Origin of the sequence: Algibacter aquimarinus, assembly GCF_039543265.1 — a bacterium.
Classification (GTDB): Bacteria; Bacteroidota; Bacteroidia; order Flavobacteriales; family Flavobacteriaceae; genus Algibacter_B; species Algibacter_B aquimarinus.
The window spans coordinates 989,819-1,004,688 of the sequence record NZ_BAABJK010000004.1; the positions used below are offsets into that span (position 1 = coordinate 989,819).

Consider the following 14,870-nt stretch of genomic DNA (forward strand, 5'->3'; position numbering starts at 1 on the left):
AAGCGCAAATACTTTGAAATATTAAACAAAGAATCATGAAAAACATTATTTTAATAAGCCTAATTATTCTTTTTACAGGATGTAAAGAGCACACAAAAAAAGAAGAAATAAAGTCAGTTGACAAAAAAGAAACCAAAAAAAAGAAACGACCAGTTGCTCTAGAAAATGGGAAATTCTTTGAAGTTAACGGAAAGAAAATGTTGTATGGTGGAGAAAATAAAAATCAACACTTTAACATAACTGATTATATACTTGAAGATGAGCAGTTTCATTATGGAATTGGTCGCGAAAAATTTCCTGCTTTATTAAAACCAGAATTTATTTCGGTTAATGAAGCAAGCAAAGTTTGGGCAGATAGTACAAGGTTTTTGTTAGCTAAATCTGGAAAAGAGGTCAAAGCCTATTCTGTAAAAGACTTAACAAAACATGAAATTGTTAATGACGTTTTAGACGGGCAACCTATTATGGCTGCTTATTGTATATTAGCTGATTTAGGTGCCATTTATGATCGAAACTATGGAGATAAAGAACTAACCTTTGCCTTAAGTGGATATACCTACTATGACAAAGATGTATGGAATGGATTAGACGGATTTGTATTTTGGGATAGGGAAACAGAAAGCCTTTGGTGGCCATTAATTGGGAAAGCTGTTTCTGGACCTTTGAAGAACGTAAAACTTATAGAAATGGATAAAAGCAAATGGAGCGATACTACATGGCAATATATACGAGAAAGTTATCCTGATGCGAAAGTTTTAAAATCAGGACAAGACTTTGAAAGACCAACCGAATGGAAAAAAATAGATGATGTAACTTCAATATTAGAAAATTACTCTATTTAAAAAATTAAACTTTTCCCACCAAACTTAGGTTTTGTATTTAATATCAGTTTTAATAAATTTCAACCCTCAACCATTTTTATAAAACAGATAATCTAAATAAAATTAATTCATATCCTCATAATTATAATCAGGATACAAGAAATGGTTATAAGGAAAACGTGTTATATGGATTTCTCGAACCTCATCATAAACCCGTTTCTTAAAATCTTCAAGATTTTGCTTATTTAAAGCCGAAATAAACAAAGCGTTATTACCAACTTTGCTCATCCACGTACTTTTCCATTCTTCTAAAGAATAATGTTTTTGTGTACGTTCAGTTTCTAAATCATCATCATCCAAAGGTTCAGCTTGGTAAGCATCAATTTTATTAAAAACCATAATAGTTGGTTTATCTCCACTTTGTATTTCTCCTAAAATTTTCTCTACAGATGCTATATGTTCCTCAAAATTTGGATGCGAAATATCTACAACATGCAACAATAAATCAGCTTCTCTTACCTCATCAAGCGTACTTTTAAAACTATCAACCAGTTGCGTTGGTAACTTGCGAATAAAACCAACCGTATCACTTAATAAAAATGGTAAATTCTGAATCACCACTTTTCTAACGGTAGTATCTAGGGTTGCAAACAACTTGTTTTCGGCAAAAACTTCACTTTTACTGATGGTATTCATAAGTGTAGATTTACCAACATTGGTGTAACCAACCAAAGCTACGCGAACCATTTTTCCACGATTACCACGTTGCACTGCCATTTGTTTATCTATAGTTTTTATTCTTGCTTTAAGTAGCGAAATTTTATCGCGTACAATACGCCTATCTGTTTCTATTTCAGTTTCACCAGGTCCACGCATTCCAATTCCCCCTTTTTGGCGTTCAAGGTGTGTCCACATACCTCTTAATCGAGGTAATAAATATTCACATTGAGCTAATTCAACTTGCGTTCTGGCATAACTTGTTTGAGCCCGTTGTGCAAAAATATCTAGTATTAAATTGGTTCTGTCTAAAACTTTTACATTAAGTATTTTACTAATATTACGCTCTTGAGCAGCAGAAAGCTCATCATCAAAAATGGCTGTGTCAATGTCGTTTTCTTTAATAAAATTATTGACATCTTCCATTTTACCTGATCCTATAAAGGTTTTAGCATTGGGCATATCCATTTTTTGCGTAAATCGTTTTACGGCATAACCTCCTGCGGTAAAGGTTAAAAACTCCAACTCGTCTAAATACTCTTTAAGTTTAGCTTCGTCTTGATCTTTAGTTATAATGCCTATTAAGACTGCCTTTTCTAATCCCATAAATGCCCTCCAATTATAAAAATATTATATTGCAAAGTTACGTAATTGTAGGCATTTTAATATTTATATTTTAAAACCTATTTTTGACTCATGACAGAACCTTTTGAAGACATTCCCGTTCGCCACAACATGCAAACTGTGGCATTTTACAATATTGAAAATTTATTTGATTTAAGAGATAGTCGGTTTACGAATGATGGCGATTTCTTGCCTGAATCTGTAAAACGATGGACACCCAAACGATACAAAAATAAGCTTCGTAAAATTGGTTTTGCTGTTTCAAATATTGGAAAAGAAGAAACTGGGAAACACCCAGCTATTGTTGGTTTAGCTGAAGTTGAAAATGCTAAAGTGCTTAAAGATTTAATATCATCAAAACATTTAGAAGATTGTAATTATGATTATGTTCATTTTGATTCTTTAGATGAACGAGGTATTGATGTAGCCATGTTATACGACACTACTGTTTTTAAACCTTTACATACTGAAACATTTTCAGTGAGTCTGACAGATGAAGATAACACACCCGATTATACTCGAGATATTTTGCTAGTTGGAGGAGCTTTGGATGGTGAATATATATACTTTATTGTCAATCATTGGTCGTCTAGACGTGAAGGTCAAAAAGAAACTGAATTTAAACGTATAGCTGCATCTGAAAAAGTAAGTGAAATTATTTCATCATTAACTCAAGACGATGAACATGTAAAAATTATGATTTTAGGAGATTTTAATGATGACCCTTACAACGAAAGCATAAAACTCTTAATTGATAATCATGCCCTTTTTAACCCAATGGAAACCTTGCGATCTTTTACAAGAGGCACTGTTAAACATAGGCGTCAATGGTTTTTATTTGACCAAATTCTAATATCGACTAACTTTTTTAAAAACTCGAAAGATGAATTTGAATTCTTTAAAGCCAACATTTTTGATGCTGATTTTTTAAAACAGTTTAAAGGGCTTTTTAAGGGCGCACCGTTTAGAACTTATGTTGGAAAAAAATACAAAGGAGGGTACAGCGATCACTTTCCTGTTTATACCATTTTAAAGAAGTAATTAAGTTGCTTGAAAAACTACATAGGTTAAGCCTAAAACAGCAATTGGTAATAACCAAAGTAAATATATATTGTAAGATGTACTTTTAGATTTCTTCTTGTTCATTTTGGCATTAATCATCATTCGTTTTTTACCTGTGTACTGCATCCAGTTTTTGAAATAAATAAAAATTATTGTTAATGCAAATAGTGTCCATGCATTAGATGAAGACATAGTAACCATATTCATATTCCTAAAAAATCCAGCAAAAAACACACCCAATAATAATATCAATGATATTTGTAATATTGTTATATATAGTATTGCAATACTGTTTGCTTTTTGTTTTAGCTTTGGTTTGTAAAAGGTAAAAGTATTATAAAATAGGCTGTCAAATAAGTTCATTTTAAAACTCTTTTTATTCAGTTTTTAGTAACTGTTTTTATTTTAAGGCACATAATCCACACTAATATCATCTAATTCGTAAACACCATCAAACGTATCTATTCCACCACCTGTGTATTTAAATGCGATATGAATAGTTCCTGTAGCACAGGATAAATCTACGATTCCTGAATCAAACCACTGAACAAAAGAATCAGAATCTTTAACCACATAAGCAGCAGATAAAACACCCCAAGTTGCACTCTCAATATTTGCTTCAGTTCCATCCCAATCTAAAGAAAACAATACTTCCATAAAACTGCTATCGGCTAAACTATTGGAAGTTTTAAAACGTAAGGTTGCATTTTGATTACTATCTAAATCTATAGCTGGCGTTATTAACCAAGTAATATTGCTTACATCTCCAGAACTTGCTGGCTGAACTCTTGCCGAACGCCCCAATGATGCGTTTGATGATGTTGAAGAATAGCCTTCCCATGCCTCTGTTCCTGCCTCAATATAATTGGTCCACCCTTCAATTTCAATAGGTCTATTATTACGTTGCGGTTCAAAATCTTCAAAAAACAAATTGCTTGAGCCTATGGTTTGGGCTAATCCGCAATCAAGTTCCATAGGATCACATCTATCTGTACTATCAAAATTTATATCGGTAGCACTATTCATAACCAAAACATTAAAATCGTCTCCAAAATCACGACTAAAAATACCCGTAACCGTTCCTTGACCTTGAGGCACAATTAACGACTTAAAATCTGCAAACGTGCTTGTTTGTAATATTATAGAAACGCCACTATCGCAACTTTCTAAGGTTCTTAAACCATCAAATTCGTCAATAGCCTCACTTGCAAAAGAGGCTCCAAGTTCAAAACGATTTAATTGCATATTCTCTAAACTAATAAGCGTATTTCTATCAGCTTCAGTTAAATTTATTAATGATGTTGTTTTAGGTGTAATGGTTGCAACAACTTCGGTACGGATAATAATATCCCGATATTCAAACTCTTGTATCTGCTCTAATCGTTGTCCTTCTCCTTTTGCAAGGGTTAAAACCCCATTAGATTCACCAATTGTTAACCCACTTAATTTTATATATATTTTTCTACCAAACTCATATGTATCAGATAAACTTCCAACATTCACATCAACTCGTATTCCTAACCTAGGATCATTATCTGGGTTACTATCATCTGTTTTATTTTGAATAATTAGTTCTTCAAAAAAATTACCAGCAACGTCACTAGACACCACATAGCCTTCTATATATAAATCTTCATCTGCATCAATAGTAGCTATTAAGTTTCCACTATTTATGGCTTGCTCGTACCTTTGAAATAGAGTTCTAAATGTTGTTATTTTCTCTGCGGGAATAATTATGTTTTCCGTTTCTCCTGGTATTGGGATACCATAATCATCATCATTTACACATGATACGATTATTAAAATTCCCAAAAGACTTAAAAGTTTATTTATATGTTTCATAGCATAATACTTTTAAAATTTAACATAAAGATTTAAGAAATACGTTGCTCCTCTACCGTACCAATATTTTGAACCAAATACAGGTCTATCTAATGCCTTATCATCTCTTAATTGTCTATAGTTTGCATTTCTTCCTTGTTCAAAACCACCTGTTCTATAAACCGCATCTAAAAGATTGTTCACGCTTGCAAAAAAACCAATGTAATATTGATTTACTTTCCATGATTTCCCACCAATAAGATTTACAGACATATAATCATCAAATTTTTCTTGTTTAAGTATTTCTCTGGCAATACTTTCATCGTAATCAATAAACGTTTGTCCATCAATATCTTTAAAAAAATTATCGGTTCTTGTTAAAGGACTAACATCAATATAAGTGTTTTTAAAAAAATTAGCCGTAGCACCAAACCACCAAAAATCTGGATCTCGATATTCAAAACCAACAGAGTATGCTTGATGAGGTCCTGCTGCTACTTTGTAATCTTTAAGTTTTGAAGTTCCTAAATATACGTTTTCAAATCTATCTGAAGACAAATACAAATCTGGATTATTAGCATAAGTAAATTGCCCAACAGAAGCAACACCTTTTAATTTTATAGTTGATGTTACTTGAGCTTCAACTCCTAACTCAACCCCTAAATGGTTTTTATCAATTCCTGTGAGGATTTCTTGTATAAACTCGGTGTCATCACTTCCTGATGTTTGAGTATTTGTATCTGCAATAACATTTCCTATGCCGTCTGCAAAGAAAAATGAGATTTCATTCGCATCTTTTAAACCATTATAATACCCCGTGAGTTTTGCATTTACTATGGAAGTTCTAAAAATATAACTCGCATCAAAGGACATAATTTTTTCCTCTGTTATATTAGGAACAATATTATGGTTAGATCTTGAATTGGTATAACTATTCCTTATTGATGGAGCCCTGGAAATATACCCTGCGTTAATATCAAAAAGATGAGACCCTGATAATTTATAGGTTAAGCCTGCCTTTGCTCCAAACCCTGTAAAAGCTATTTTTTTCCCTTTACCAAAAGAATTTGATTGAAAGTTTTCATTTTGATAAAGACCTTCTCTTTGATATTGTGTATTAGTTAAACTACCTGACAAGTAAAAATCTACTTTTCTGTATTTAAAAATGGCTTGTGCATAACCCGAAATAACATTTGCAAATATGTTGTAGTTGTAACTAAATCTGTCGCCTTCTTGTGCTATTATGTTGGGGTTTCTTAAATCGAATTGAATCCCATCAAAAGCATCTACGTTTAAAAAGCCTGTTCCGCCTAATAAATCTTGAACTTGCGCATAATTTTCAGACTTTAAGTTTTTAAAATTTACGGCAGCATTGAATAATATATTATCGTTTATCTCGCTCGTTATAATAGAATTTGCAGTAAACTGAGTATCATCAACCACATCTTCATAAACCATATATGTTGCATTTTTACCCTGTGAAGTATTAATTGCATTGGCTTCATATAAACTATTCCAGTTTATTTGTCCGTTGTTTAAAAACTCTTGCTGTGCACCGTATGCAAATTCTAAATCATCTGGAAAATTACGTTCAAAATAACTTGGTAATTTTTGATAATATGATGGACTTGGGTTACGCCCGCCACCTTCAAAAGTTTCTTGCTCATCTGGAGTTACAACTCTATTTGTGCCAGTAAATGCTAATCTACTGTTCCCTAATGTTCCGAACTGATATCCTAAATTTGTATTTAAAATAGTTTTACTGTTAATATTCCAATAATGGTTTAGCATAAACACCGGTTCCTCCACTTCTTTTATTCGAGAATTTCTTTTTTCTCCGTCTTGAAATCCCCAATATTCATTGTACTTTATTCCTTTTAAATCGTAAACTTCTTGTGTATTTGGTGATGATTTCCCTCGTCTATTAGGTGCATAAATACCTGTAAAATTCAAACTGTGCTTATCGTTAAACCTTTTTTCGGCAGAAACAAAAAACGAGTTAGATTCATACAATGTAGCATCTTGATAACCTTCGTTTCCCCAACGCCTTCCCAAAGATAGTGTATATGCCCAGCCATTTTGCATTAAGCCAGAAGCATAAGAAAACATCAATCTATTGGTATAACTCCTATTGGATGATGAATAGGTTAATCGGCCACCTTCCTTCATTTCTGAAGCTCTTGTATTAATATTTGTTGCCCCCAAAACGCCTCCAAAACTATAATTTGAAGGGGTTAATCCTGCTGATAATTCTTGACTCCGCATAACATCATTCAAACCTCCCCAATTGCTCCATTGTGGTCTTCCGTTGTAGAGTTTATTCATTTCAATACCATTAATTAGTATTGTGCCATTATCAGAATCTAATCCTCTCAATCTATAAAACGAGGAACTAAATTCGAAAGCTGCGGTTCGTTGAAACAAGTCTAGAGATGATGATAATAACCCAGAGATATTATCAGAACCAACAACATCATTATCCAACTCATCATCAGAAAGTGTAATGGTAAATAAATCTTGACTTTTGGAAATATCCCTATCTAAAGTTATATCAGAAATATTTATAACTTGATTCTCATTAACAACAATAGGAAAACGTTTTGTAGTAAAACCCGTTTTAGAAATTTTTAAAACTTGCTCTCCTAAAGGTACATTATCAGAAAAAACAAATTCGCCTAAAGCATCTGTAATTATGGTTTGATTCGAACCTTCAATAGTAACAGTAACTCCAGAAATTAATTGAAAAGAAACTCCATCGCGCACACTACCTTTTATAAGTGTTTCTTGAGCGAGGGATGATAAAATGGTTAAAATGGTTACTAAAAACGTTAGTAAACTTCTCTTCATGTACGAGTTAAATTACTATCAAAAAACTTAAATTTAACTCATTTATATTAAATATTTACTTTTGGCTTGTATTTTGCACTAAATAAACACTTTAGTTTATTATTAATGAAACATATAATTCTTTCCCTTTATGCTTTATGCTTTTGTCTGTCATTAAATGGACAAGAGAAAAAAACCTATAAAATACATACTGTTGCTTTTTATAATCTTGAAAATTTATTCGATACTATAAACGACCCTACTAAGTTTGATGAAGCTAGCCCTATGATGGAAATAAAGGCTAATCGAGATGATATTTATAAAAAGAAAATTAAAAATATGGCTCGGGTTATTTCTGAAATAGGAAAAGATGTTACCAACAATTCGCCTGTGATTATAGGAGTTTCTGAAGTTGAAAATAGAGGTGTTTTAGAAGATTTGGTTAAAGACCCTGCGTTAATTGAAAAAGACTACGGTATAATTCATTATGAATCGCCAGATATTCGAGGTATTGATGTAGCGTTGTTATATCAAAAACAAGTGTTCACTCCCATAGCATCTAGTAGTCATGAATTAAAAATTTATGATGACACCTCGCTAAAACGAGTTTATACAAGAGATCAATTGTTAGTTACTGGAAACTTGGATAATGAGGAAATCAACATAATAGTTAATCATTGGCCTTCAAGAAGTGGTGGCGAAACAAGAAGCAGACCAAAACGTATCGCAGCTGCAAAATTAACTAAACGCCTAGTAGATTCTTTACAAACTACAGACCCTTATACTAAAGTTCTAATTTTAGGTGATTTAAACGACAACCCAAACAATGCTAGTGTAAAAGACATTTTAAAAACTATAAGAAACAAAAATCGTATTGGCTTAAAAGGTATTTACAATCCTTTTGATAATTACTTTAAAAAGGGTATTGGTACAACAGCCTACAGAGATTCTTGGAGTTTATTTGATCAAATACTAATTACAAAACCACTTTTAGAAAAAGACTATTCGTCATTTAGATTTTACAAAGCAGGCATATTTAATAGACAGTATTTAACAACCTCAACAGGACAATACAAAGGTTACCCCTTTAGAAGTTGGTCTAATGGAGGGTTTAGCAATGGTTTTAGCGACCATTTCCCTGTTTACATATATCTTATAAAAGGTGTTGATTAGTTTTTTTTAAGCTAACCAAGCGCTCCAAGGAATTCTAGATAAGAATAACAATAAAGCTATTGTATAAAATATAGCAATTAACTTAAGCTTTGGTTTAGAGGTTAATTTCTTTTTATGCTTAGAATAACCTATAGTTATTAAAGCCACAGCTATAATATTAATGAGTGGATGCTCAACTAAGTAAAGTCTATTAACCGAATCTTTCATAATTTCACCCATTCCTAATTCGCTAAATAGTTTTAAACGAGGCGACACAAAATACAACAACAACCCTATTAGTAATTGTATATGCGATACTATTAAAGTAAACAACGATATTCTGAAATCTTTGGCACTATATTCCTTTCCTGAAATCGATTTAAACAAAGCATTTCCAGTAGCTAGTATTAATATTAAAAGCACTAAATATGCCCAATATGAGTGTAATATTTGAATAGTTTCGTACATAATAGTTTCTTGAAAAAATTATTTTAACAAATGTAATAATTAAAATCATAAAAAAACCGCTTCAGTTTGAAGCGGTTTTTTAAATTATAAATTCTATTGCCATTTATTTTCTGCTGGTTCTCCTCCCCAAATAATAGTTGCTAAATAAGGGTTATCTATAAAAGAATTTCTATTACCCTGAGCAGCATAAATTACTTGATTACGTTGCTCTTCAAAAGCAGAAACCGGATCCTCCGCATTCCATTTTAAAAATAATTCAATACTTCCAACTTTAGTAAATGTTTCACCGTATCTTACATTTAGATACATCATCATTCTTGCTACATCACCTTTCCATTCATCTCCTGGGAACCAAGTCTCACCAATTAATTTATAAGTCCCACTAGAGTCTGTAAAAGGATAATTTAATCTATCACTATTTACAGTTGCATCACAAGATCTTAAATGATGTAAGTCTGTTATAGCATCAGCTGCAGCTAATCTAGATTGCGGATAAACATGCTCTGTATTAAATGTTTGAGGAGAATATGCGTTACTTCCAGAGGTATACTCTTCCCAATATCTGCTTTCTCCTGAATACATTAAAATAACGTTATTATCACGACTTAAGTCTTCATCAGCATTGTAAAGAAATTGGTGCCTTTGCCCATACGATAATATTGTGGTATGGTTTGTTACTGTATGTGTTTCTAAATTATCAAACATGATATCCGAGACATCAGTAAAAGTTAGTCCATTATAATAAGGTTGTAATTCTGAAGGAATATTAAAGCTTAAAGCTTCAACAACAGTAATTGTAACCGTTGCTGTAGAGCATGAGTTATCTGGAGTATCATCATCACAAATGGTATAGGTAAAAGAATCTTGCCCAGTAAAACCTCCTGATGGTGTATAGGATACTGTTTTGTCATCATTCAGTAAAACGATTCCTTGAGTTCCAGAATTATTAATAGAAATTAAAACCGCATCATCTGTGGTATCGTCATTTACCAAAAGCTCATCAAATATTGTTGTTGAACTTTCTACAACACTGTACGTATCGGGATTTGCAATTGGATTACCTTCATCTGTAACCGTAATTGTTACTGTGGCCGTTGAACAATTTGCAGGACTATCATTATCACAAAGGGTATATGTAAATGTATCATTACCAACAAACCCTGTTTTAGGCGTATACACATATCTTGTACGTTCATCTTCTACGGTTCCTCCTTGTGTTGTAGTTGAATCAAAACTATCTATTCGGGCATTATCTAGAACTGTATCGTTATTCAATAATGTGGTTATAAAAAGTTCTGTATCTTCTGAAGTGTTAAAATCGTCATTAACAGCAACTGGCACTCCGTCATCTTTTGGTTCTTCTTTTGTCGGCGAATCATCTCCTCCAGAGCTGCAACCAAAAAGTATCACAGCACTAAATAGCATAATAAGTTTTTTCATAACAACTATAAAGATATTGAATTTTGAGGAAAAAAAACCACCTCTTTATTAAGGTGGTTTTTTTATTTGTTAAATAATTTTTATTGATATACCCAAACACCGCCTTCTTTAATAACGGCTTTCGTTTCATTTCCAGTGGAACCAGTGAAAACTACAAAAGTTAAAATATATTTTTGTCCTTCTACAGCATTCGGGTCCCTTGTATCTAAAAGAACATTAAAAGCTTCTAGCAGCATATCGTCAGTCCAGTAATTACCACTACTAGATCTTCTATCAAAACTTCCAAAGAAACCAACATTATCAGCTGGACCTTCATAAATAGAAGCAAATTCACTAGAGATTAAAGCAATATCATCTCCTGTTAGCGTGTATTTAATTGTATTATCTGGTACCCAAGTAGTTCCATCATGACCAAACTGCAATTGTTGACTAATAACATTGTTATACTCAGTCCAAACACCTCCATTAAGAATAAAGTACTTAACATAACTATATGTAGTTCTGTCATCTGTACGACCATCTCCGTCAACATCGTCAACATCTGTTACAAATAGCTTATACATTGTACCAACTATATCTCCTTCTGATTTATTTTCGAGTTTAAATTTTTCATTCAATAATGCAGGGATTTTTTCTACGGCTTCATCTTCACTAGAAAAATTAGCAAATCTAAATCCTAAAGATCTATACTCATCATCTGAAAAACCAAACATCATTTCCCACTCTCCATTAACAAATAAATACCCATTGTTAAATGTATCTGTTTGACCTACTGCAAAATAATCATAAGTTAAAGACACTAAAACTCTATCTTCAGGATCTGGGTATTTGAATTCTAAAAATTCAAATATTTCTGAAGGACTATCAAAGTTTGAAAACCTGTGACCTAAGTCATCATAATCTTGATCCGATACTTCATAAACAATTAAACTTCTCTCGTCTCTTTTAGGGAAAAACAAATCATACGTAACTAAAGCACTAGAATTATCTTTTAATGCTGGAAACTTATCAGTAAGTAAACCTGGAATTAATTCTTTTGCTTGGTCTTCTGAACCAAAATTAGGAAAACGTAATCCTAAACCACCGTCTTCAATATCATCTGTATAATCATCTTCGGTTAAAACGTATTCTATATCACCAGAAATAGGCACTTTATTTGCGTCTATCTCTTCGTTAAGGTCTTCTAATGGATTACATCCTACAAATGCAACCGCTAGAGTTAATGTAATTGAATAAATTATTTTTTTCATTTTCAAAGTTTTTTAAAAATTAAGCTTAGCACCAATGTTAAATGTTCTTCCGAAACCAAACCAAACTAAAGCTGTATCAGCTGTAGATCCTGCTCCATCTTGCGCATCAGGTATATATTGTGTATCGAAAACATTGTTCATTCTTGCTGTTAAAGTAGCATCAAATGGCCCAAACTTAAAGCCGTGTTGCATTGCTACATCGAATAACCCGAATGCTGGCATTTTCCATGCATCAGGTCCAGGTTCATTTCTATCACTTGGATCGAAATCTGCATAAATATCTGCATTGTATACATAATCAACCACGAGTCTGGTGTCAAATGCAAATTTATAGTTAGCTCCTAAACCAAATGTAGTTTGAGCAGCATCAGAGACATGCACATCTTTAATAAACAAATTTACAGTATCTACAAGATTTTGTTCCTCATCAAATACCTGAACATCTGTAACGTTGCTATCCCATCTCCAATCTCCTATGGAAGCCATACCAGTAATATCTAGTTTATCTGTTGCTTTATAAACAAAATCTAACTCAATACCTTGGTGGATTGCGTTAACACCTAAAATGTTTGCAGAAGCTCTTGTTCCGTCAGGTTGCTGGAATGTAGCAATCTCTGTTCTATCATTCCACATAGTTCTATATAAATTAACATTTGCAGCTAATTTTTCACTTCTGTAACCATATCCTAATTCAAAACTTGTAATCTTTTGGTTTGGTGCATCAGCATTAATATTATCATTGCTAAAGTTTAGAAAAACCGCATCAAAATCTGCGGCTCTTTCAAAGTAACCTAGGTTAGCAAATACATTATGATTTCCGTCTATTCTGTAGTTAGCACCACCTTTAATACTTCCCCCTAGGAAGTTATAAGTATCTGTTTCTTGTAGCGGATCTGAGTTCAAGTAGTTAAATCTATCTACTCTTCTATAAGATGTATTTGATACTGCTGCAGCAACAAATGCATTGAAGTTTTCAGTAATATCATATTCCAACTGACCAAAAGCTCCAATCCATCCTACATGACCGTCGTTGTCATAATTTATTTTATCACCAACTCTTGCCGCATTATTTGGATTATTAGCATCATTGTTATCTAGGAAGTACTGTCCTCCCAATAAATCAGTAACTTCTTGAAAATGTATACCTGTATAAGACCTATAATCTAAACCAACTTGTAAAACCATATCATCATTTAAATTGGTTTTTAAATTTGAAAGTAATCCGTACCAGTTGTGGTCGTTACGAGATGCTCTTAAAATAGTTTCTGAACCTAAAGCACCTAGTTCTTCGTTTTCATCAGCTATTTTATCAAAGTTAATTGGCCCGTATAAACCATCTCTGTAGTCACTACTCCCATCAGCATTAAAAGTGAATTTATTAACACCTCTAATACCACCTCCACCACCTGTTCCGAAGGAAACGTATGCAGAAGAGTTAATAGAAGTATTATCATTCAAATTCCAATAGTGATTTAATGATATTTGTGGTTTGTGGTAAAAGTTATCTTCTTGAAAAGTTACTTGTCCATTTCTGTAACCCCAATCTGCATTAAACTTTCTACCTCTTTCACTATTTCTATAAGTCTCTATTAGCTGTCTGTTTTGTCTTTGACCATGTTGTTGTTTAGCGCCAAAAGCAGAAAATGCCAATTTATGAGCATCGTTAAATTCTTTTGAAATATTAACAAAATAAGAGACACCAGAAAATTGTGTTCCATCCACATAACCTTCTCCAGTAGTGCTTGCAGCAGATACTGTAGCAGCAAAACCATTATCCATCAAACCAGTAGAGTATGTTACACCATATTTAGTATATCCATCATTACCTACTGATGTTATTACATTACCACCTTCTTCAACATCTGTAGTTTTGGTAATAATATTTATGGTACCTCCAATTGAAGGTACTGCTATTTTAGCAGCTCCTAAACCTCTTTGGGTTTGCATTGTACTTGTAACATCACCAAGGCCTGCCCAGTTACTCCAGAATACACGACCATTTTCCATGTCGTTTACAGGAATACCATTAATCATTACTGCAACGTTTACAGAGCCAAAACCTCTCATTCTAACTTGTCCATCACCAAATCCACCACCTGCTTTAGTAACATAAATACCTGGTGTTGATTTTAAAATTTCAGGAAATTCTTGAGATCCTAGTTTTAATTCAATATCTGCGGCTTTTACAGTAGACACAGCAACTGGTGTTTTTCTATCTACCGCCACAGATGCAATAATTTGAATTTCCTCAAGGCCTACTTGGCTCGATTCCATTTCAATTTTACCTAAAGTAGCATTTCCTGTAAAAGCTATGGTTTTAGAATTATAACCTACGTAGGTTATCACTATTTCACCAGCTGAAGCTTGTGTAGTGATTGAAAAGTTACCATCAAAATCGGTAGTAACACCGTTTGTAGTTCCCTTTTCAATAACGTTTGCACCTGGTAGTGGAATATTAGTCCCCGCTTCCATGATAGTACCCGTTAGCGTACTTTGTGCCATCATAGCAGAAGTAAATAACAGTACTAAAGCCATGAATAAAAATTGAGTTGTTTTTTTCATAATTAATTATTTGAAATTAGTCAAGGCAAAAATACGCATAATTAATTGTTACATATTAACAATATGTTAACAAATTTAACATGCTTTAAAAACTGAAAAGACATAAATAAATTAATATTTATGTCTT

At 32.7% G+C, this 14,870-nt stretch carries 11 protein-coding genes; 3 read left to right on the forward strand and 8 right to left on the reverse strand.

Annotation, left to right across the window (positions count from 1 at the left end):
* Positions 1–35 precede the first annotated feature (35 nt).
* Entirely contained in the window at positions 36–842 is an 807-nt protein-coding gene (locus ABD939_RS07155; RefSeq protein WP_345166297.1) for a DUF3179 domain-containing (seleno)protein, read from the forward strand.
* 102 nt (positions 843–944) lie between these two features.
* Here the strand turns inward: ABD939_RS07155 and hflX are convergent, their stop codons facing one another.
* A complete protein-coding gene (gene hflX, locus ABD939_RS07160; protein ID WP_345166300.1) occupies positions 945–2,144 on the reverse strand; it encodes a GTPase HflX in 1,200 nt (399 codons plus the stop codon).
* A gap of 90 nt (positions 2,145–2,234) precedes the next feature.
* Between hflX and ABD939_RS07165 the strand changes: the two genes are divergently transcribed.
* Positions 2,235–3,203 carry an endonuclease/exonuclease/phosphatase family protein gene (locus ABD939_RS07165; RefSeq protein WP_345166303.1) on the forward strand — a complete coding sequence of 323 codons (969 nt, stop codon included), beginning with the start codon at positions 2,235–2,237 and terminating at the stop codon, positions 3,201–3,203.
* On the opposite strand, the gene ABD939_RS07170 is transcribed toward ABD939_RS07165, so the two are convergent.
* From ABD939_RS07170 to ABD939_RS07180, 3 genes are read right to left on the reverse strand one after another with little or no spacing between them, the layout of a single operon-like run.
* A complete protein-coding gene (locus ABD939_RS07170; protein ID WP_345166306.1) occupies positions 3,204–3,587 on the reverse strand; it encodes a hypothetical protein in 384 nt (127 codons plus the stop codon).
* Between the two features lie 42 nt (positions 3,588–3,629).
* Complete coding sequence (locus tag ABD939_RS07175) at positions 3,630–5,066, reverse strand: DUF5689 domain-containing protein (RefSeq protein ID WP_345166309.1); 1,437 nt, start codon at positions 5,064–5,066, stop codon at positions 3,630–3,632.
* A 12-nt stretch (positions 5,067–5,078) separates the two neighbouring features.
* Entirely contained in the window at positions 5,079–7,892 is a 2,814-nt protein-coding gene (locus tag ABD939_RS07180; RefSeq protein WP_345166312.1) for a carboxypeptidase regulatory-like domain-containing protein, read from the reverse strand.
* Between the two features lie 105 nt (positions 7,893–7,997).
* Between ABD939_RS07180 and ABD939_RS07185 the strand changes: the two genes are divergently transcribed.
* On the forward strand, positions 7,998–9,044 hold the full coding sequence (locus ABD939_RS07185; RefSeq protein ID WP_345166314.1) for an endonuclease/exonuclease/phosphatase family protein: 1,047 nt from the start codon (positions 7,998–8,000) through the stop codon (positions 9,042–9,044).
* Between the two features lie 6 nt (positions 9,045–9,050).
* On the opposite strand, the gene ABD939_RS07190 is transcribed toward ABD939_RS07185, so the two are convergent.
* From ABD939_RS07190 to ABD939_RS07205, 4 genes are all read right to left on the reverse strand, one after another.
* Positions 9,051–9,491, reverse strand: a complete 441-nt coding sequence (locus tag ABD939_RS07190; RefSeq protein ID WP_345166317.1) for a hypothetical protein — start codon at positions 9,489–9,491, stop codon at positions 9,051–9,053.
* Positions 9,492–9,584: 93 nt separating this feature from the next.
* A complete protein-coding gene (locus tag ABD939_RS07195; protein WP_345166319.1) occupies positions 9,585–10,931 on the reverse strand; it encodes an endonuclease in 1,347 nt (448 codons plus the stop codon).
* Between the two features lie 80 nt (positions 10,932–11,011).
* A complete protein-coding gene (locus ABD939_RS07200; protein ID WP_345166320.1) occupies positions 11,012–12,181 on the reverse strand; it encodes a hypothetical protein in 1,170 nt (389 codons plus the stop codon).
* 12 nt (positions 12,182–12,193) lie between these two features.
* On the reverse strand, positions 12,194–14,743 hold the full coding sequence (locus tag ABD939_RS07205; protein ID WP_345166323.1) for a TonB-dependent receptor: 2,550 nt from the start codon (positions 14,741–14,743) through the stop codon (positions 12,194–12,196).
* Positions 14,744–14,870: the final 127 nt, after the last annotated feature.